At 68.3% G+C, this 19,139-nt stretch carries 16 protein-coding genes; 7 read left to right on the forward strand and 9 right to left on the reverse strand.

Going from position 1 to position 19,139, the window contains the following annotated elements; translation table 11 throughout:
* Positions 1–137: 137 nt before the first annotated feature.
* The 3 genes from H9658_RS04620 to H9658_RS04630 all read right to left on the reverse strand — a co-directional run bounded on the left by H9658_RS04620 (position 138) and on the right by H9658_RS04630 (position 4,195).
* Positions 138–719, reverse strand: a complete 582-nt coding sequence (locus tag H9658_RS04620) for an LON peptidase substrate-binding domain-containing protein (RefSeq protein ID WP_179567017.1) — start codon at positions 717–719, stop codon at positions 138–140.
* Positions 720–747: 28 nt separating this feature from the next.
* Entirely contained in the window at positions 748–2,235 is a 1,488-nt protein-coding gene (mpl, locus tag H9658_RS04625) for a UDP-N-acetylmuramate:L-alanyl-gamma-D-glutamyl-meso-diaminopimelate ligase (RefSeq protein WP_191824513.1), read from the reverse strand.
* 1,396 nt (positions 2,236–3,631) lie between these two features.
* Positions 3,632–4,195 (reverse strand): adenylate kinase, encoded by a 564-nt coding sequence (locus H9658_RS04630; protein WP_179567021.1) that lies wholly within the window; start codon positions 4,193–4,195, stop codon positions 3,632–3,634.
* A gap of 145 nt (positions 4,196–4,340) precedes the next feature.
* On the opposite strand from H9658_RS04630, the gene H9658_RS04635 reads away from it, so the two are divergent.
* A complete protein-coding gene (locus H9658_RS04635; protein ID WP_191824514.1) occupies positions 4,341–5,600 on the forward strand; it encodes a 6-phosphofructokinase in 1,260 nt (419 codons plus the stop codon).
* A 147-nt stretch (positions 5,601–5,747) separates the two neighbouring features.
* On the opposite strand, the gene H9658_RS04640 is transcribed toward H9658_RS04635, so the two are convergent.
* Complete coding sequence (locus H9658_RS04640) at positions 5,748–6,323, reverse strand: TetR/AcrR family transcriptional regulator (RefSeq protein WP_179567025.1); 576 nt, start codon at positions 6,321–6,323, stop codon at positions 5,748–5,750.
* A gap of 136 nt (positions 6,324–6,459) precedes the next feature.
* Here H9658_RS04640 and H9658_RS04645 point away from each other — a divergent pair, with 136 nt between their 5' ends.
* Together H9658_RS04645 and H9658_RS04650 are read left to right on the forward strand one after the other, a co-directional pair.
* The gene (locus H9658_RS04645; protein WP_218848141.1) at positions 6,460–6,999 is read left to right on the forward strand and encodes a hypothetical protein; all 540 of its coding nucleotides are present in this window, start codon (positions 6,460–6,462) and stop codon (positions 6,997–6,999) included.
* 141 nt (positions 7,000–7,140) lie between these two features.
* A complete protein-coding gene (locus tag H9658_RS04650) occupies positions 7,141–7,368 on the forward strand; it encodes a DUF6434 domain-containing protein (RefSeq protein ID WP_191824515.1) in 228 nt (75 codons plus the stop codon).
* Between the two features lie 195 nt (positions 7,369–7,563).
* Here H9658_RS04650 and H9658_RS04655 read toward each other — a convergent pair whose 3' ends face one another.
* Entirely contained in the window at positions 7,564–8,877 is a 1,314-nt protein-coding gene (locus tag H9658_RS04655; protein WP_191824516.1) for a hypothetical protein, read from the reverse strand.
* A 92-nt stretch (positions 8,878–8,969) separates the two neighbouring features.
* Between H9658_RS04655 and H9658_RS04660 the strand changes: the two genes are divergently transcribed.
* The gene (locus tag H9658_RS04660) at positions 8,970–9,197 is read left to right on the forward strand and encodes a DUF6434 domain-containing protein (RefSeq protein WP_191824517.1); all 228 of its coding nucleotides are present in this window, start codon (positions 8,970–8,972) and stop codon (positions 9,195–9,197) included.
* A 289-nt stretch (positions 9,198–9,486) separates the two neighbouring features.
* Here the strand turns inward: H9658_RS04660 and H9658_RS04665 are convergent, their stop codons facing one another.
* A complete protein-coding gene (locus tag H9658_RS04665) occupies positions 9,487–10,026 on the reverse strand; it encodes a hypothetical protein (protein WP_225209736.1) in 540 nt (179 codons plus the stop codon).
* Positions 10,027–10,282: 256 nt separating this feature from the next.
* On the opposite strand from H9658_RS04665, the gene H9658_RS04670 reads away from it, so the two are divergent.
* The gene (locus H9658_RS04670) at positions 10,283–12,310 is read left to right on the forward strand and encodes a sodium-translocating pyrophosphatase (protein WP_179567035.1); all 2,028 of its coding nucleotides are present in this window, start codon (positions 10,283–10,285) and stop codon (positions 12,308–12,310) included.
* Between the two features lie 59 nt (positions 12,311–12,369).
* On the opposite strand, the gene H9658_RS04675 is transcribed toward H9658_RS04670, so the two are convergent.
* Entirely contained in the window at positions 12,370–12,855 is a 486-nt protein-coding gene (locus H9658_RS04675) for a hypothetical protein (RefSeq protein ID WP_191824518.1), read from the reverse strand.
* 194 nt (positions 12,856–13,049) lie between these two features.
* On the opposite strand from H9658_RS04675, the gene ppa reads away from it, so the two are divergent.
* Both ppa and H9658_RS04685 read left to right on the forward strand, forming a co-directional pair.
* Positions 13,050–13,583, forward strand: a complete 534-nt coding sequence (gene ppa / locus H9658_RS04680) for an inorganic diphosphatase (RefSeq protein WP_179567039.1) — start codon at positions 13,050–13,052, stop codon at positions 13,581–13,583.
* A 162-nt stretch (positions 13,584–13,745) separates the two neighbouring features.
* Positions 13,746–14,861 carry an HDOD domain-containing protein gene (locus H9658_RS04685; RefSeq protein WP_179567041.1) on the forward strand — a complete coding sequence of 372 codons (1,116 nt, stop codon included), beginning with the start codon at positions 13,746–13,748 and terminating at the stop codon, positions 14,859–14,861.
* Positions 14,862–15,317: 456 nt separating this feature from the next.
* On the opposite strand, the gene H9658_RS04690 is transcribed toward H9658_RS04685, so the two are convergent.
* Together H9658_RS04690 and H9658_RS04695 are read right to left on the reverse strand one after the other, a co-directional pair.
* Positions 15,318–18,170: a TonB-dependent receptor plug domain-containing protein gene (locus H9658_RS04690; protein ID WP_179567043.1), complete on the reverse strand. Its 2,853-nt coding sequence runs from the start codon at positions 18,168–18,170 to the stop codon at positions 15,318–15,320.
* A gap of 49 nt (positions 18,171–18,219) precedes the next feature.
* Entirely contained in the window at positions 18,220–19,116 is an 897-nt protein-coding gene (locus H9658_RS04695; RefSeq protein ID WP_191824519.1) for a helix-turn-helix transcriptional regulator, read from the reverse strand.
* Between the last annotated feature and the right edge of the window lie 23 nt (positions 19,117–19,139).

Raw genomic sequence — 19,139 nt, forward strand, 5'->3', positions numbered from 1 at the left:
CCAGGTAGAGCGCGTCGCGACTGAAGTCGCTCCCACACACAGGCATTACCGGACGAACATGCTGCTGTAAACCGCAGGCTGCGTTCAACGCATCCGCCGCCAGCACTCCTGCGAATCCCGAATCCCCAATCCCGGCTTCAAGGAATCCACCCCAGCAACTGCTCCAGCCGCTCGTGCGGATCGTCTTCCTGCAGCAGCGCCAGGCGCTGGCGCTCGTCCAGCGGCAACAGTTCGGCCAGGCGCCAGCCGACCCAGGCGGCCTGGTCGAGCAGGCGCGGGCCGACCACCGGATACACATCGGCGGCCTGGTCCAGAATGCTGTCCAGCACGGTCGACAACAGCGCGTGCTGCGGCTGCAACTCGTCGTCCTCGTCCGGCTCGCGCCAGTGCACGTCGCCGACCACCAGGCCGTTGTCGCGGACCCGGCTGCGCAACACGTGAAAGCGGCGTTCGCCGCGCAGGCTCAGCACCAGCACGCCGTCGGCACCGACATCGAAATCGACGATGCGCGCCTCGGTGCCGTACGCCGCCGGCACGGCCGGGACGCCGGTCTCGGCGCCCTCCAGAATCAGACACACGCCGAAGCCGCTGCCGCTGCGACCGCAGTCGCGCACCATGTCCAGGTAGCGGCGTTCGAACACGCGCAGCTTGATCGACGCACCCGGCAGCAGCACCGCATGCAGCGGGAACAGCGCCAGCGTACTGCGCTCCTCGCTCATGCAGGCGCCCCACTGCGCGGCACGACGCTCATTGCAGCGCCGCCAGGAAGCGCCGCGGCGCACCGTCGAAGCCGCCGTTGGACATGAACACCACATGGTCGCCGGCACGCGCCTGCGCCTGCAGCGCCGCCAGCAGCGCATCCACGTCCGCGGCGGCACAGGCCTGGCCGCGGACCGCGGCGATCACCTTGCCGGCGTCCCAGGCCAACTCCGGCCGCTGCAGGAACACCACCGCATCGGCCGCTTCCAGCGCCGGCGCCAGCGCCTCGGCATGCGCGCCCAGCCGCATCGAATTGCTGCGCGGCTCCATCGCCACCACGATGCGCGCCGCGCCCACGTTCGCGCGCAGCCCTTCCAGGGTGGTGCGGATCGCGGTGGGGTGATGCGCGAAATCGTCGTAGACGGTGATGCCCTGCGCCTGGCCGAGCACTTCCAGGCGCCGCTTGACGCTGCGGAACTGCGCCAGCGCCGGCATCACCTGCGCCGGCGCCACGCCGACCGCGTGCGCGGCGGCCAGCGCCGCCAGCGCGTTCATCACGTTGTGCCGGCCGAGCAGCGGCCAGCGCACTTCGCCCAGTTCCTGGCCGCGGTGCAAGACAGCGAAATGGCTGCCGTCGGCGGCGAGCGGACGCGCGCTCCATTCGAACGCCGGATCGAAGCCGAAGCGCTCCACCGGCGTCCAGCAGCCCATCGCCAGCACCTCGCGCAGATGCGCGTCCTCGCCGTTGACGATGAGCCGGCCGCGCCGCGGCACGGTGCGCACCAGATGGTGGAACTGGCGCTGGATCGCGGCGACGTCGGGGAAGATGTCGGCGTGGTCGTACTCGAGGTTGTTGAGGATCGCCACCAGCGGCCGGTAGTGCACGAACTTGCTGCGCTTGTCGAAGAACGCGGTGTCGTACTCGTCGGCCTCGACCACGAACAGCGGCCGCTCCTGCGCGGCTGCGGCTTCGGTTTCGCTGACGCGCGCGCGCGGGCCGGTGGCGACCGCTGCGTGCTGGCGCGCAACGACGGCCTCTGCGACCGGATCGCGATGCGGATCGCCGGCCGAAGACGCCGTGCCGCCCAAACGTGCGGACACGCCGAAATCCTCGGCCACGCCGCCGATCAGGAACCCCGGCTCGCGGCCGGCCGCCTGCAGCAGCCAGGTCAGGATGCTAGTCGTGGTGGTCTTGCCGTGGGTGCCGGCCACCGCCAGCGTGTCGCGCCCGGGCAGCACCCGCTCGCTCAGCCACTGCGCGCCGGAGGTGTAGGCACGGCCGGAATCCAGCACCGCCTCGACCGCGGCATTGCCGCGCGACAGCGCGTTGCCGACGATCACCTGCGCGCAGTCGGCCCCGATGTGCTCGGGCAGGTAACCCTGCTTCAGCGCGATGCCCAGGTGCTCCAGTTGCGTGGACATCGGCGGATAGATCGCCTGGTCGCTGCCTTCGACCTCATCGCCGAGTTCGCGCGCCAGCGCGGCGACACCGCCCATGAACGTACCGGCGATGCCGAGAATATGGATCTTGCTCATGGCGCGATTGTCGCCGATCCCCCGACGCGCGCAAACCGGCACGCTGCGGCTGCCGGCCGCCGCGGGGCCTCGCAGCGGGGTGAGCGGCCCGCGCTTGCCCTCGAAACGGCGGCGACGTCAAGTGGGAAATCCCCCACACCCCCTGAAGAAAGTTCCCGATAGGCAAGTCGGGAGCCAGCGTCGAAAATGAACAAGCCAGCCGCAACCCCCTGCGGTCCTACTCCCCAAGAGGCCATCCCCAAGGGAGCTCATGTTGTGGGGCCCTGAGCAAGCCCGTTCGCTGGCACCTAACGTTTCCGGCCTCCCGCCCGCGTCCACGTGGCGGGAGGCATGGTTTTGTTTTGCCCTGCCCGCCCTTGGCGACGGATATAGCTAAACCCTGGCGCAGAACGCGGCTCGCCGACCAGGTGGCACGGACGCGCGGCAGCCGGAGTCGGTCGACGCCCTGGCGGGCTTGAGCCCTGCGCGCGCCGCACACGCCGGCCTTGCGTCCCTTTATCCCTTGCAGCAGCGGTTTCAACCCCGACAAGCGCAGTGTGAGAGGTACGGACGTCGGACACAGCCTGTCGGGGCTGAAGCCCCTCCTACAGTGCACCCAGTCAGCTTGCCGCAAGTCCCTGTAGGAGCGGCTTCAGCCGCGACGAACGAAGCGGCGTGCTTTCCGGCAGCGCAATGCGTCGGGACTGAAGTCCCTCCCACAGTGCACCCAGTAAGCAGGCCACAAGTCCCTTAGGGAGCGACTCCGCTGGCCTCGCTATCAGTCGCGACGAACGAAGCGGCAGACCTGACACGGCGTCGGGCAGTGCGGGGGCCGAAGCACGCCCACGACGCACCCAACCCACCAAGCGCATATTCCCTGTAGGAGCGGTTTCAACCGCGACGAGCACAGCGGCGAGCCTTCCGAGGTCGGAAGCCGTCGGGGCCGAAGTCCCTCCTACAGTGCACCCAGTCAGCTTGCCGCAAGTCCCTGTAGGAGCGGCTTCAGCCGCGACGAGCGAAGCGGCGTGCTTTCCGGCGGCGCAATGCGTCGGGAATGAAGTCCCTCCCACAGTGCACCCAGTAAGCAGGCCGCAAGTCCCTTAGGGAGCGACTCCGATAGCCTCGCTATCAGTCGCGACCAACGAAGCGGCAAACCTGACACGGCGTCGGGCAGTGCGCGGGCCGAAGCACGCCCACAACGCACCCAACCCACCAAGTGCATGTTCCCTGCAGGAGCGGCTTCAACCGCGACGAGCACAGCGGCGAACCTTCCGAGGTCGGAAGCCGTCGGGGCCGAAGCCCCTCCTACAGTGCGCCCAGCACGATGGCGGCAGGCCTGCAAAGCAGGGGCTACGGATGCGTCGGACCAGCAGGCGCCGAGCGCCGCAGCGAGGCGGCCGCTCGACGCAAGGCTAGCTCAGCGGCCGATCGCCGCCAGGATGCGCGTCAGCACGTCGTCCAGCGAACCGACGCCGTCCACGCGCGCCAGGGTGCCGCGCTTGTCGTAGAAACCGATCACCGGCGCGGTCGAATCGTTGTACACCTGCAGGCGCTTGCGCACCGACTCGGGGTTGTCGTCTTCGCGGCCTTCGGCCTTGGCGCGGCCTGCGATGCGCTCGACCAGCAGCTCGGTGGCCACGTCCAACTGCACCACCGCGTCCAGCGGCTGGCCGATCTTGGCCAGCAGTTCGTCCAGCGCCGAGGCCTGGGCCAGGTTGCGCGGGTAGCCGTCGAGGATGAAACCGTTGGCGACGTCGTCGCGGCCGAGCCGCGATTCGAGCATGCCGAGCAGGATATCGTCGGAAACCAGGTCGCCGCGCGCCATCACTTCCTTGGCCTGCACGCCCAGCGGAGTGCCGGCGGCGACTTCGGCGCGCAGCAGGTCGCCGGTGGAAATGTGCGGGATCTGCAGCTTGTCCTTCAGGCGGCTCGCCTGCGTGCCCTTGCCCGATCCGGGCGGTCCCAACAGAACCAATCGCATCAACCTGACTCCTCGAGGAAATTACCGTGCGCGGCCGGCGGCGTTAGACTCGGGGGCCACGCCTGCGCTGTACCGCAAGGCCCCCAGCTTAACGCATCCGGGCAATGTCCCGGCAATGTCCCCACCCCAGGAGCGAGTCCCGACCATGGCCCAAGGCACCTTGCTGTATGCCCAGTCCGGCGGCGTCACCGCCGTCATCAACGCCAGCGCCGCCGCCGTGATCGGCGAGGCGCGCGCGCGCAAGATCAAGGTCCTGGCCGCGCGCAACGGCATTCTCGGCGCGCTGCGCGAGGAGCTGATCGACACCTCCAAGGAGTCGGCCGCGGCGATCCGCGCGCTGGCGCACACCCCCGGCGGCGCGTTCGGCTCGTGCCGCTACAAGCTCAAGTCGCTGGAGGCCGACCGCGCCAAGTACGAGCGCCTGCTGCAGGTGTTGCAGGCGCACGACGTGCGCTACTTCCTCTACAACGGCGGCAACGATTCGGCCGACACGGCGTGGAAGGTGTCGCAGCTGGCCGACGCATTCGGCTATCCGCTGCACTGCATCGGTGTGCCCAAGACCATCGACAACGACCTGGCGGTCACCGACACCTGTCCCGGCTTCGGTTCGGCCGCCAAGTACACCGCGGTGTCGGTGCGCGAGGCGGCGCTGGACGTGGCGGCGATGGCCGAGACCTCGACCAAGGTATTTGTCTACGAGGCGATGGGCCGCCACGCCGGCTGGCTGGCCGCCGCGGCCGGCCTGGCCGCGCAGTCGCCCGACGACGCGCCGCAGATCATTCTGTTTCCCGAACGCGCCTACGACGAAGCCGCGTTCCTGGCGCAGGTGCGCAAGGTGGTGGACAAGGTCGGCTGGTGCGTGGTGGTGGCCAGCGAAGGCATCCAGACCGCCGACGGGCGCTTCGTCGCCGATGCCGGCGGCGGCACCGACGCGTTCGGCCACAGCCAGCTCGGGGGCGTGGCCTCTTACCTGGCCGGCAAGGTCAAGGCCGAACTCGGCTACAAGGTGCACTGGACCCTGCCCGACTACCTGCAGCGCTCGGCCCGCCACATCGCCTCCAAGACCGACTGGGAACAGGCCCAGGCGGCCGGCAAGGCCGCGGTGCAGTTCGCGCTGAAGGGCATGAACGCGGTGATGCCGGTGATCGTGCGCAGCAGCGATGCGCCGTACCGCTGGAAGATCGAGGCCGCGCCGCTGAGCAAGATCGCCAACCACGAGAAGAAGATGCCGCCGGCGTTCCTGCGCAAGGACGGCTTCGGCATCACCGAGAAGGCGCGCCGCTATCTGCAGCCGCTGATCCGCGGCGAAGCCTATCCGCCCTACGACCGCAACGACGGCCTGCCGAAGTACGTGGCGCTGAAGAACGTGGCGGTTAAGAAGAAGTTGCCGGCCTGGGAGGGGTGAGGCATGGCGCGGGTGCCGGGGCGCGGGCCCCGGCGTCCAGCGCGCTTCGGTCATGGCCGCCGGGACAGTGCCGCTTTCGCTGCAGCCGGGTCCCCGACGCCACATCTCCTGCACCCGACGCGCTGTGCCGGTTGAGCGCCGGGCGGATCACCCTGGCGGGCGCAGAAGCTTCTTCAGCCCGCTTTGGACGATCTCCGCGAACACCTTCGGTTCGCCATAGGCGCGCGCGGTGAGCATCGCGCCGTACACGATCGACATGAACGCTTCCGCCTCCAGGCGGGCGGAGCCTTGCAGCTGGAAGCGGCCCAGTTGCGCGCCCTTGGTCAGTACGATTTCCAGCCAGTTCGACAGGTCGCGGAAGTGCGCGCGCACATGCTCGGCCAGATCGTCGGGCAAGGTGGGCAATTCGCTGGCGAGCATGCCGGCGACGCAAAAAGGGGCGGACGCGTCGGCGATGCACCGCTCCCAGTAGCCGGTATAGAAGCCGAGTTGCTGCTCGGGATCGAAGACGCCGCTCTCCAGCATCCGGGTCTGCGCAACGATCAGGGCGCGGGATTCCTCCACGACCGCACGCGCCAGATCGGCCTTGGCAGGAAAGTGGTGGTGGATGCTCGCCTTGCGCACCTGTACCTGTTCGGCGACGTCGGCGTAGCTGAAGCCGTTGTAGCCCCGGGTCTGGATCAGGTAACGGGCCGAATCGATCAGTTTCTGCTGCGTGGTCATGGCTGGATTCTACCACCCGGTAGGTAGCCACTCGATCCATCAAGCCCTGTATGGCATTAGATCAAGGGGTCTCAGGAATGCGTTGACTATTTACCTACCAACTAGTAGGTTTGTATCTCTTTCGAGGATGTCCTCCATGAACGCACTTCGCAATTTCTACTTCCTGCGCGCCGCCGCCGCCTTTGCCTGGGTTGCCGCGGTCCTCCTTTCCTCGCCCGGATCCGCGGCGCTCGCCGGGACACTCCTGGTGCTTTACCCGGCCTGGGACGCGCTCGCGAACGTTCTGGATGCGCGGCGCAGCGGCGGACTCCAGGCCAACCCGGGGCAGACGTTCAACGCGCTGGTCAGTGCCGTCACCGCCGTCGCCATGGCCATCGCGTTCGCGCTGCACGGCAACCCGGGTGGCGTCCTGGTCTTCGGCGCATGGGCGCTGCTCGCCGGACTGTTCCAGCTCGCCGTGGGCATCCGCCGCCGCAAGCTCGGCGGCCAGGTCTTCATGATGCTCAGCGGCGCCCAATCGGCGCTCGCCGGCGTCTTCTTCGTCGTCCAGTCGTTCGGCGCCGCGCCGACCCTCGCCCAGCTCGCGCCCTACGCTGGATTCGGTGGCCTCTACTTCCTGCTTTCCGCCCTGTGGCTGAGCTTCCGGAAGCCGCGTCCGGCGCCCTCGACTTCCTGAGGCGCCTGGCGAGAACACGCTCCCCGCCTTGGATAATGGTTGTCCAGGCGCAAGGGTGCTGCGGATTCACGGCGCAGGAGGCGGTGACGCTATCGCACGGCAACCGGCATCCGCCCTGCAAACCGGCGACAAGGAACCGGAATGGGCATCGATTGGCACAACGGTCCGATCACGCACGCAACGCCGGTGGACGAGACCTACCGCAATGCGCAGGCCGTGCGCCGGTTCCTGGCCGGCGCGTGCGGGGCCGGGTTCAAGTTCGATCGCGCCTTCATGGCATGGATCAAGGACGGCGCGCCCAAGAACATGGGCGACGTTGCCGCCGAATGGCTGCGCCGGCGGCGGGCAGGACTGTCGCCAGCTCGATAGCTGCGTGGGTTCGCGTGGTCTATATGTTCGACTGCGCGTGCGTGGCCTGTGCGTTCGATTAAGAACTGGCGACAAAGAACGCAGTGGCATCAGTTCTCCAACCTGCTGCCAAGTGCGGCTGCGCAGCGCAGCCTCGCGACTGCCCAGGACCTGGCGACGTGATTGGGCCAGGCGGCGCCGATCGCGTTGCAGGCCTTAGCGCGCGTCGCGTTCCTGCACGGCATAGCGAACCGGCAGCGACGGCAGCATCAACGCGGGAGCTGCGGTTCCCGGCGCGACCAGCACCTGGTCCAGCGCGATCGCGTCGTCGCCCTCGCGCGCGACGAAGGCCTGGACCAGGCGGGTGCCGGCGGTCGGCAACAGCGCCTGCGGGATCGGACTCGGCGTGCGGCCCATGCCCGCCAGCCATTGCGGACGCCCGGCGACGAGCGTCGTGCGCGGGTGCACGACCTGCAGATCGACCGAACCCGCTAGCAGGCCCACCGTCAGCGGCTTGCCGTGCCGCATCAAGACCACGGAGCGGCCATGTGTCTTGGGTTCGGCGATGGCGTACAGGTCGGCGTCGGGCCGATTCATCGGGATCGGCGACAGGCCCGCCTGGTCGATCGTCAGCGGATCGATGCCCGTGGCGCGCTTGAGCCGCTGCGCCATCATCTCGACCTTTCCGCCCTCTGCGGCGATCGGCCGTTCGGCGGCATGGTGTTCGCCGGCATAGATCAGGATCTTGCTGGCGGGAGCGTGCTCGAGCGCGCGCCGGATGAGGTTGTCGGCCTGGTCCTGCTCCCGCTGCGCCTGGGCCTCGCCGGGATCGGCGGCGTAGTCCGTCCGCGTGGTTTCGTACGACACCAGACGGTAGCCCAGCGCGAGCGACTGGCGCAGGAAATCGGCGAAGACCGGATCGTGCAGGTAGTAGCCGCTCGTCTGCCGTGGGTAGCCGTCCTTCGAGAGCGCCGCCATCTTGTCGCGCGAGACCGCATCGTCGGCATCGCGCTTCAACGCCTCCGCCGCCAGCACGGTGTAGCCGAGCGGGCGCAAGGCGCGCGCGACCTCCAGCCCGAACGCGCGGCCGCGCGGATCGAGATGGTTCTCGTCGAGGATCACGATGCTGGTGCGGCGCGCGCGGCGCACGATCTCCGCAAGCGCGGAAACGCCGTGCGCGGCGCGCAGGTCGGCGAGCTGTTCTTCGGGCACGTGGAAGTCCGCCGCCTTCGCCGGATTGAACGTCGGCATGCCGGTCATGCACGACATCACCTGCGCCCATTGGTCGAACACGTCCGCATCCTGGATATCGCCCGCCGAGGCGACGCCGAGATGCGCCAGCAGGCCGAACGAGGCATCCAGATAGCGGCCATGCATGGCGTCCTGGACGGACTGGTCGTTGGCGGCCTGGGCGCGCGCCGCCGCATCCGGCGCGGCCGGCAAGGCCGTGGCGGAAGGCATCGCGGCCGTACTCGCAGCCGTCGCCGCCGTCAGCCACAACAAGCCGCTGACAATCGATTGAAATCGCATGGATGCTCGGACCTTTTCGCGCGTGCAGCACTATTGCCAGGAGCGCGACGAAATACAAGACCGCGACCGGCGCGCGATCGGCAAGGAACGAGATGAGCTTCGACTGGCACGACGGCCCGATCACGCGCGCGACGCCGGTCGACAGGACCTATCGGAATACGCAGGCAGTACGCCGCTTCCTCAGCGGCACATGCGGCGCCGAGTTCAAGTTCGATCGCGGCTTCATGGCGTGGATCAAGGACGGCGTGCCCAGGAGCATGGGCGAGGTTGCCGACGAATGGTTGCGGCGGCGGCGACAAGGGCCGGAAGCGGCGCGCTAGGCCTGCACCGGCTCGAATGCGCCCACGCGCCGAACTGCACACCTGAAACAACGGCAGTGCGCATCGGCGGCGGGGCGCGACAGTCCGAGACAGCCGCCAGCGGCGCTGGACGCGATGAAGCTTGCGAGCATGCGCATCGCACCAGGCGAGGACGCGCCGCACCCGCCGATGTCCATGCATGGCATCGGCGGCGGCGTGTGAGCAGGCGCGCAGCGGGCGACGTCCCGCAAATCTCGCCGGAACCAATTGGGGATGCCGCGCGCGGCGAAATGCCGCTCCGCACCCCGGCTCAGCGGCAGGCCTTGCCTTCCAGCGTCATCTGCGCGGCGAACTGCGGCACCTGCGCGATCGCGCCGGCCGCCGCCTGCTTCTTCGCCTCTTCCAGATAGATCCGCGACTGGCCCTGGCCGTCGAGCTCCGCCTTGGTCGCCACCGGCTTGCGCCACACCCGCACCACCACCTGCTGCGACGGACAGGCCGCGCTGGGCACGCGGATCACGTCGTTGAACTTCCAGCCGGTGGCTTCGCTGGGCTTGGCCTGGTCGAACTCCACCAACTTGGCGCGCGGCTGGCAGGTGGGGCTGCTGCGCACCGCGGAAAACTTGTAGGGCTGTGCCGCATCGCCGGTGTAGACGCCTTCGAAGCGCACGCAGGCCTCGGGGATCTGCCGGATCGTGTGCACCACGCCCACCGCCTGAGGCGCGCCGGGCTGGCGCTGCAGTTCCGGGACCGGATCGGCGGCCAGCGCCGCCAGCGGCGCGCAGGCGCACAGGCCCAGGGCCAGGGTCGAAGCGAATGCGCGCACCCGCGCCGGGATCGTAGATTGCATGGGCTTGCTCCTTGGAAGCGATGCGCAACGCTGCCACGCGCCGACTGAACGCGGCGCCAAGACAGCGCAGGGCGCCTGCCGCTGGCGATGCGTAGGACCCGGGCGCATACTCGGGCCGTTCAGGCCAGGTCGCACATTGCGATACGCACCACCGGCGCGTTGCGGCCGCGGAGTCGTTGCATGCCTCAGGCTCCTTCGGTGTGATCCCGCTGTACGTCCACACGCTTGGGCGACATCCACATCCTTGGGAGGGGTCATGCTGGAACGATATGCGGTCACCGTGGCACTGGCGTGCGCGGTCTTGGCAGTACTCTACGGCGTCGTGTCCACGCGCTGGATCCTGGCGCAGCCCGCCGGCAACGAACGCATGCGGCAGATCGCCGATGCGATCCAGGAAGGCGCACGCGCCTACCTCAACCGCCAATACCAGACCATCGCCATCGCCGGCGTGGCGCTGTTGCTGCTGGTCGGGTTCTTCCTGAGCTGGTACACCGCCGGCGGCTTCGCGATCGGCGCGGTGCTGTCCGGCGCGGCCGGCTACATCGGCATGAACCTGTCGGTGCGCGCCAACGTGCGCACCGCCGAGGCGGCGCGGCGCGGCCTGGGGCCGGCGATGGACGTGGCGTTCCGCGGCGGCGCGATCACCGGCATGCTGGTGGTCGGGCTGGGCCTGATCGGCGTGGCCGGCTACTACGGCGTGCTGCAATGGCTGGGGCGCAGCGTCGAGGAAAGCCTCCACGCGCTGGTCGGCCTGGCCTTCGGCAGTTCGCTGATCTCGATCTTCGCGCGGCTGGGCGGCGGCATCTTCACCAAGGGCGCCGACGTCGGCGCGGACCTGGTCGGCAAGGTCGAGGCCGGCATCCCCGAGGACGATCCGCGCAACCCGGCGGTGATCGCCGACAACGTCGGCGACAACGTCGGCGACTGCGCGGGCATGGCCGCGGACCTGTTCGAGACCTACGCGGTCACCGTCATCGCCACCATGCTGCTCGGCGGGCTGATGGCGGCCGAGGCCGGGCGCAACGCGGTGCTGTATCCGCTGGTGCTCGGCGGGGTGTCGATCGTCGCCTCGATCGTCGGCACCTTCTTCGTGCGCGTGCGGCCCGGCGGCTCGATCATGGGCGCGCTGTACAAGGGCGTGATCGTGTCCGCACTGCTGGCCGCAGCGGCGTTCTGGCCGGTGACCCAGCAGCTGATGGGCGACACCGCCGCCGGCGCGACCAAGCTGTACGGCTGCGCGCTGATCGGCCTGGTGCTGACCGGCTTGATCGTGTGGATCACCGAGTACTACACCGGCACCCAGTACAAACCGGTGCAGCACGTGGCGCAGGCCTCGACCACCGGCCACGGCACCAACATCATCGCCGGGCTCGGCATCTCGATGAAATCGACCGCGCTGCCGGTGATCGCGGTGTGCGCAGCGATCTGGGGCGCGTTCGCGCTGTCGGGCCTGTACGGCATCGCCATCGCCGCCACCGCGATGCTGTCGATGGCCGGCATGATCGTCGCGCTCGATGCCTACGGGCCGATCACCGACAACGCCGGCGGTATCGCCGAGATGGCCGAGCTGCCGCCGGAGGTACGCGCGGTGACCGACCCGCTGGATGCGGTCGGCAACACCACCAAGGCGGTGACCAAGGGCTACGCGATCGGCTCGGCCGCGCTGGCCGCGCTGGTGCTGTTCGCCGACTACACGCACAACCTGCGTGCCGCGCATCCCGGCGAAACCTTCGCCTTCGACCTGTCCGACCACACGGTGATCATCGGCCTGCTGCTCGGCGGCCTGATTCCCTATCTGTTCGGCGCGATGGCGATGGAGGCGGTGGGCCGCGCCGCCGGCGCCGTGGTCGAAGAAGTGCGGCGCCAGTTCCGCGAGATCCCCGGCATCATGGAAGGCACCGGCAAGCCGCAGTACGACCGCGCGGTGGACATGCTGACCCGTTCGGCGATCCGCGAAATGATCGTGCCGTCGCTGCTACCGGTGGCAGTGCCGGTCGTGGTCGGGCTGCTGCTCGGCCCGCGCGCGCTCGGCGGCCTGCTGATCGGCACCATCGTCACCGGGCTGTTCGTGGCGATCTCGATGACCACCGGCGGCGGCGCCTGGGACAACGCCAAGAAGTACATCGAGGATGGCCACTTCGGCGGCAAGGGCAGCGAGGCGCACAAAGCCGCGGTCACCGGCGACACGGTCGGCGATCCGTACAAGGACACCGCCGGCCCGGCGATCAACCCGCTGATCAAGATCATCAACATCGTCGCACTGCTGATGGTGCCGCTGCTGTAGCGGCACGCGCCCGGCACCGGCGCTGGCGATCCGCCGGCACCGGGCCGCACGCAGCGCGACTACAGGCAATCGATCAAACCGTCGTTGACGCTGCGCTGGCTGTGCGGCAGCGCCGCGAACAACGGGTGCTCCCCTGCCAGCGCCTGGTACAGCGCGACCAGCCGGGTCTGCGGCAGCAACGGCGTGGGGCACTGCCACAGCTTCGCATCCACCTGCACCTGGCCGGTGGCCGGGTCGATGCTGGCCTCGCTGGCCCCGAAGGTCCACACGCACTGGCCGATCGCCCCATCGCGCTGGCGCACCGAGCAGCGGTAGCGCAGCGGCTGGTAGTCGCTGTACTCGCCCTCGCAGAAGGTGTCGCCGCAGCTCTGGTCGAAGTCCTCGGCCAGCCGCCGCTCCAGGTCGTCGAACGCCTCCCAGCCCGCGCCCGCGGTGGGATAGTCGACCGCATCCACGTAGACCTGCTGCGCCTGCGCCTGGAATGCGCCACAGGCCAGCAACACGACCGCCAGCAGCGGGCCCATCGAATACCGGATTCCTTTCATCGCCTTGCTCCTTGGGTGGACTGTGGACACAGGGTCGCCTCGCAGGCGGCCGGACACTATCGGACACCTGCCCATGCGCAGCGGTACGGAGTCCGAAAGCCTTGTAGGAATAGGCTTATCCGCCCGCGCTGCATTGCAACAGCCAACCGACTAGAATGCAGGCCTCTTTGAAGCCACTCCACTGGAGCTAGCGCATGGGTCTGGAACTGGTCACCTCCGGCAAGAATCTCCCGGAAGAAATCAACGTCGTCATCGAAATCCCCAAGGATTCGGAGCCGGTCAAGTACGAAGTGGACAAGGCCAGCGGCGCGATCTTCGTCGACCGGATCCTGTCCACGCCGATGCGCTACCCCTGCAACTACGGCTACGTGCCCAACACCCTGTGCGGCGACGGCGACCCGGCCGACGTGCTGGTGGTGCTGCCGCTGCCGCTGGTGCCCGGCTGCGTGGTGCGTTGCCGCCCGGTCGGCGTGCTCAAGATGAGCGACGAGGCCGGCAGCGACGAGAAGATCCTGGCGGTGCCGGTGGCCAAGGTGTTCGAGGGCTACGGCCACATCGAGGACATCGCCCAGGTGTCGGGCCACTGGATGGAGCGCATCGGCCACTTCTTCGAGCACTACAAGGATCTGGAGAAGGGCAAGTGGGTCAAGCTGGACGGCTGGGGCAACGCCGCCGAGGCCAAGCAGATCCTGCTGGACGCGGTCGAGCGCTACAAGGCCGGCGCCTGACCCGACCAACCGACGCCGCGGTGGGGGGGACCAACCGCCGCGGCTGACTCGCTTCACGTTTTACGAATGCGGACGCTGCCGCATTCCGGGGTTTAGAGTACATTGCTGAACGAATGTCCGGGCCGGTCGAGCGTGAACCGGCCCCTCTTGGGGGGTAGTCTCTTGCGTATCCTGTTCGTCGGCGACGAGGCGAGCCTGCCGGCCGAAGTCACCGAATACATCCGCGAATTGGGCGAGGACTGGCAGGTCCAGACCGTGACCGACGGCAATGCCGCCATCGCCGCCGCGGCGACCGTGCACCTGGATGCGGTGATCGCCGCGCCGGCGCTGCCGGACCTGACCACGGCCACCCTGCTCGGCCAGATCCGCACGCTGAGCCCGGAAACCATCCGCATCGCGCTGATCGACGCCGAACAGAGCAACCGCGCGCCGCCGGCGCGCATCATCGGCGTGGCGCATCGCTTCCTGCCGCTGCCGCTGTCGCCGGAAATGCTGCTCGAGGCGGTCACCAGCATCGAGGAACTGCAGGAGCTGCTCGGCGATCCCAGGCTGCGCGCCAGCATCGGCCGCATCGAGAAGCTGCCCTCGCCGCCGCACCTGTACCTGAGCCTGATGCATGCGCTGGAACAGGACGACGGCAGCAACGCCGCCGACCTGGCCAAGCTGGTCTCGGCCGATCCGGCGATCGCGGCCAAGGTGCTGCAGCTGTGCAATTCGGCGTACTTCTCCAACGGCCGCACGATTTCCGACCTGCGCACCGCAGTGACGCGGCTGGGCATCGCCACCTTGCGCGACCTGGTCCTGGCCAGCGAAGTGTTCTCGGTGCAGGCGCTGTCCAATGCCGAACGCAACGCGTTGCAGCAGCGCTCGCTGCTGGCGTCGAAGCTGGCGTCGAAGATGCTGCCGTCCTCCAGCGCCGAACTGGGCGCGACCGCCGCGCTGCTGGCCGACATCGGCCTGCTGCTGCCGGGCATCCGCAACGAGCGCGAGCCGGCCGTCGAAGGCGACGAGGAACGTCCCGGCCATGCCGAGGCGGGCGCCTACCTGCTCGGTCTGTGGGGCCTGCCGATGCCGATCATCGAGGCGGTGGCGTTCCACCGCGAGCCGCAGCGGTCCAGCACCCGTAGCTTCTGGGTCACCGGCGCGGTGCACGTGGCGATGGCGCTAGCCAGCGGCTCGGAGATCGACGAGGACTACCTGGCCAAGACTGGCACGCTGAACAAGCTGCCGACCTGGCGCGAACAGGCGGAAAACCTGATGGGGCTGACCTCGGCCTAGCCGCGGCCGCGCTGCCCTCGCAGCGCAGGGAGGTGATGGGAAAGCGGTTCTCTTCCGCGAGAGCCGGCCCCATCGCGCACCGGATCGAAAGGAATGAAGTGCGCAGCGCCGCATGCGGCGCTGCCGCTGGCGGCTTGCCGGCAATCCGGCGATGCATCGCCGGCACAGGCCATCCAGGTAAAAACATGGGTGCAGCCTCGCTGCGCCCGGCCACGCTGTGCGTGCCACCGCCATGACGGCTGCGCAGGGGGAAACAGGGCGTCGGCACTGCTGCCGGTTCTGCGGGAGCGACCTCGGTCGCAACACGCATTACCGGGAAGGCCGTCGCGACTGAAGTCGCTCCCACAAAAAAAAGCGACTCCTCGCCTCCTGGCCGCCGCAACGTTCGGCAGAAATGGCAAACAAAAAAAGACGGGCCTTGCGGCCCGTCTTGTTTCTTGCTCAAACGCCGGTGGGTCAGAAGCGCTGGGTGTACTTCATGTACATGTAGCGACCGATATCGAAGCCGCCGTAGTAAGCGAAGCTGCTATCCGGCGCCGAGTACATCAGCGGACCACGGTGATCGAACACGTTGTTCGCACCGATGGCGATCGTCGCATCCCACGGCGCCTTCCAGTTGACCTGCAGGTCGTGGAAGGTGTTGGAGCCGGTGTGACGCAGCGGATCGGACTCGCCGTTGGCGAAATGGTCCGGAGCGTCGCAGTAGCCCTGCGCCAGGGTGATGCAGCTTTCCTTCATGCCCGAGTAGTAGCGCAGGGTGTAGTTCACACCGAAGTCGCCCATCGACCAGTTCACGCCCAGGTTGGAGCGCACGCGGAAGATGCCCGGCTCGCCGACGCGGCCGATCATGATGTTGTCGCCGGCGCTGTTCTGGCCCGCTTCGTCGTACTTGCTGACGTAGCTGCTCTGCCAGTCGATCAGGATGTTGCCGATGCCCATTTCCGGCAGACGGTACTTCACGCCCAGGTCGTAGCCTTCGGTTTCCATCTGGCCGAGGTTGGCCACGCCGTAGGTCATGGCCGAGATGTGGCCGTCGGCCGCACGCGTCACGCCCGCGCAACGCGAGGCGTCACCCAGCACGTAGCAGTCGCGCAGGATGCGGTCGACGCTGTCGGCGATGATCATGTCCTTGATCTCGTAGCGGTACCAATCCAGCGAGATGTCCAGGCCCTGCACCCAGCGCGGGCTCCACACCAGACCGGCGGTCTTGCTGGTGGAGGTTTCCGGCTTCAGGTTGGCGTTGGCGCCGCTGATGAACTCGTCGGGGGTCTGGCACGGATAGGTCGTGCACGGCACGTAGCCCTGGCCCAGCTGGGTGTAGCCGACCGGCACGCCCGCCGCGCCGCACGCCGCGTTGCCGTTGACGCTGTTGGGAGCGCCCACGCCGCACGGATCCACATACGACTCGAAGCTGCTGCTCAGGCCGCCGTACAGATCATGGATGGTCGGAGCACGGAAGCCTTCCGCGTAGGTGCCACGCACCAGCAACTCGTCGATCGGCTTCCAGGTGAAACCGAACTTGGAATTGACCGTGTCGCCGAAGTTGCTGTAGTCCGAATACCGGCTGGCGGCGTTGATGGTCAGTTCCTTGGCGAACGCCATGTCGCTGAGGATCGGCACGTTCAACTCGAGATAGAACTCGTCCAGCTTGTAGTTGCCGGCCGTGGTCTTGGACCCCAGGCCGGTGCTCTCGCCCGATTGCGCGAACGCGTCCGGTGCGAAGCGGCCTTCTTCCTTGCGGTGCTCATAGCCCACCGCGATGCCCAGGTCGCCCGCGGGCAGGGTCGCCAGCGTGCCGCTCAGGTTGGCCGTGTAGCTGTTGGTCTTGGTCAGGCCGGTATCGGTGAAGTCGGGGAACAGGAAGCTCTGCAGATCGGGATCCGCCAGCGAGCCCTGCCCGGCCACGCCGTACGGCAGCAGCGGGTTCCACGGACGGCACGCGCTCAGCGGCACCGGGTTGGCGGCGGTGCCGCACTGGGCGACGCCGTTGGCGTTGATGAAGGACGAGCCCAACGCCTGACGCGAGCCGATCAGGCTCATGTCGCCATGACCGATCTTGGTGCTTTCGTTGCGGTTCCACAGGGCGCCGACGTCCCAGTCCCAGGTCTTGCCGGCGAATTCGAAGTAGCCGCTGACGGTCGGCGCGAAGCGCGTGGTCTTCAGCTTGCTTTCGGTGGTGCGCGGCACTTCCCACAGGCGGCGGCGGAAATCGATGTCCTGGCCGATCGGGTTGAACGCGCTGTCGCCGGCCAGCGGCGTGTCGAAGGACGCGGACTGGTACGGATAGCCGGCGATCTGCTGATCGGTGGTGCGCTCGTTGTAGAGCACGTCGGCATTGAACACGATCGCATCGGTCAGGTCGTAGTTCGCGTTGGCGAACACCGACTTACGCTCGATGCCGGTCTGCGTCATCATCTGCTGGTTCGAGTTGGAATACTCGGACGGGGTCAGCGTGTGGTAGTCGGCCGGATTGTTCGGGTTGCCGCCCCGATTCAGGGTTTGCCACACCGCCGTGTCCGGATCGGTGCAATCGACCGCGAGCGGGTTGCACCAGGAGCCGTTCTGGCTGATCGGGCTCCAGCTGTTCGGGGTCGAGTTCGGACCACGGCTGCCGTCGCGGCTGAACCAGCGGTTCTTGGCGAACACCGGATCCTGCTTGGAGTATTCGGCCGACAGGGTCACGCCACCGCGCTCGCCCTGCGAACCGATGGTGAGCGAGTACTGCGAGGTGCCGCCGTCGCCCTCGCCGAACTGGCCGTACTCGACCGAGGCCTCGGCGCCGTCGAAGCGCTTGCGGGTGATGACGTTGACGACGCCGGCGATGGCGTCGGAGCCGTAGATCGACGAGGCGCCGTCCTTCAGCACTTCGATGCGCTCGATCGCGGCCATCGGAATCTGGCTGAGGTCCTGCAGGCCGTAGGTGGTCGCACCAAGGCGCTTGCCGTTCACCAACACCAGGGTACGCTCGGCGCCCAGGTTGCGCAGATCCACGTAGTAGCCGCCGACGTTCTCGCCGGAAGCCAATGCGTCGGCACGCGAGATGGCCGGGGAGCCGGCCGAGGTCAGGTTCTGCAGCACGTCGGCGACCGACGTGTAGCCCTGGCGCTCCAGTGCCTGGCGGTCAAGGGTCAGGATCGGCTGCTGCGTCTCGACGTCGGCACTGCGAATGCGCGAGCCGGTGATCTCGATGCGGTCCAGGGTGGTGGTCGACGCGGCGGCTTCTTGCGCGCCGGCCATGGCCGGCGTCAACGCGATCGCGATGCTGGCGGGCAACAGGCCCAGCCGCACTGCGGAAGTGCGAAGGTTCATTCATCTCTCCAGGGGTAACGTTAGGGGCGTGTTAAGCGCCCTGGGCACGTTACGTTCCGGTGAGCACCGGCGCTTTGCTGCGGCCGTTCGCAGACTTTGCCGACTCTGGCGGCACGGTCGCCGCCTGCCGATATTGCGAAGCGGACACCCCGAAGCGCGCACGGAAGGCGCGGGCGAAGCTGCAGCAATTGTCGAAGCCGCTGGCCGCGGCGACCTCGCCGATCATCATCGTGGTGTCGCGCAGCAGATCCGCAGCGCGCTCCAGGCGCAGCCGCGCCGACAGCGCCTGCGGGCTTTCCTCGTACAGGCACTGGAAGGTCTTGGACAGATACCAACTGGAGAAGTTGGTCAGCTCGGCCAGTTCGCTGATCCGCACCACGCGGTCGCGGTGCCCTTCCAGATACAGATGCGCGCGTTGCATGCGCCCGAACACCTGGCGCTTGCGCACCCGCGAACGCCCTGGGCAACGCTGCACGCGGTGCGACAGCTCGCCCTGCATCGAGGCCAGGTGCAGCAACACCGGACGCATCGCCAGCACATCGCCCGGCCGCGCCGCCGCCTGCCGCCACAGCCGCAGCGCGATCCGCGCCTCGCGCGGCGGCAGCACGCCACGGCCGGCATACAGGGTCGCATCGGCCATGCGCCCCAGCGCCTTCAATGCGTCGGCATCCAGGCTCAGGCCGATGCACAGCCCGTCGCGATCGGCCTGCACCAGCGGCCGCGAATCGCGCTCGAAAGCAAGCCACTGGCCGCGCTGCAGTTCGAAACGGCCCTCCTTGGCTTCGATCCAGGCGCTGCCGCGCAGTTGGATCCAGACCGTGAACGCGGCGGCCGAGGCCTGCAGGCTACCCAGGCGCGCCGCGCCCAGGCAGGCCGAGCCGGCGGGCGCGTCCTCGTTGTCCAGCATCCGTTGCTGCCCACGATCGGCCAGGAAGACTTGTCGCATCCGATGCACCCGCTTTGCGTTAA

Origin of the sequence: Xanthomonas bonasiae (assembly GCF_014836395.1) — a bacterium.
In the GTDB taxonomy this organism is placed as follows: domain Bacteria; phylum Pseudomonadota; class Gammaproteobacteria; order Xanthomonadales; family Xanthomonadaceae; genus Xanthomonas_A; species Xanthomonas_A bonasiae.

Excerpts from the sequence above, each read along its gene's own strand:
- H9658_RS04665 (WP_225209736.1), bottom strand. The coding sequence starts at position 10,026 with ATGCAATCTACGATCCCGGCGCGGGTGCGCGCATTCGCTTCGACCCTG.
- H9658_RS04695 (WP_191824519.1), bottom strand. The coding sequence starts at position 19,116 with ATGCGACAAGTCTTCCTGGCCGATCGTGGGCAGCAACGGATGCTGGAC.
- H9658_RS04635 (WP_191824514.1), top strand. The coding sequence starts at position 4,341 with ATGGCCCAAGGCACCTTGCTGTATGCCCAGTCCGGCGGCGTCACCGCC.
- H9658_RS04650 (WP_191824515.1), top strand. The coding sequence starts at position 7,141 with ATGGGCATCGATTGGCACAACGGTCCGATCACGCACGCAACGCCGGTG.
- ppa (WP_179567039.1), top strand. The coding sequence starts at position 13,050 with ATGGGTCTGGAACTGGTCACCTCCGGCAAGAATCTCCCGGAAGAAATC.
- H9658_RS04645 (WP_218848141.1), top strand. The coding sequence starts at position 6,460 with ATGAACGCACTTCGCAATTTCTACTTCCTGCGCGCCGCCGCCGCCTTT.
- H9658_RS04630 (WP_179567021.1), bottom strand. The coding sequence starts at position 4,195 with ATGCGATTGGTTCTGTTGGGACCGCCCGGATCGGGCAAGGGCACGCAG.
- H9658_RS04670 (WP_179567035.1), top strand. The coding sequence starts at position 10,283 with ATGCTGGAACGATATGCGGTCACCGTGGCACTGGCGTGCGCGGTCTTG.
- H9658_RS04620 (WP_179567017.1), bottom strand. The coding sequence starts at position 719 with ATGAGCGAGGAGCGCAGTACGCTGGCGCTGTTCCCGCTGCATGCGGTG.
- mpl (WP_191824513.1), bottom strand. The coding sequence starts at position 2,235 with ATGAGCAAGATCCATATTCTCGGCATCGCCGGTACGTTCATGGGCGGT.
- H9658_RS04675 (WP_191824518.1), bottom strand. The coding sequence starts at position 12,855 with ATGAAAGGAATCCGGTATTCGATGGGCCCGCTGCTGGCGGTCGTGTTG.
- H9658_RS04660 (WP_191824517.1), top strand. The coding sequence starts at position 8,970 with ATGAGCTTCGACTGGCACGACGGCCCGATCACGCGCGCGACGCCGGTC.
- H9658_RS04690 (WP_179567043.1), bottom strand. The coding sequence starts at position 18,170 with ATGAACCTTCGCACTTCCGCAGTGCGGCTGGGCCTGTTGCCCGCCAGC.
- H9658_RS04640 (WP_179567025.1), bottom strand. The coding sequence starts at position 6,323 with ATGACCACGCAGCAGAAACTGATCGATTCGGCCCGTTACCTGATCCAG.
- H9658_RS04655 (WP_191824516.1), bottom strand. The coding sequence starts at position 8,877 with ATGCGATTTCAATCGATTGTCAGCGGCTTGTTGTGGCTGACGGCGGCG.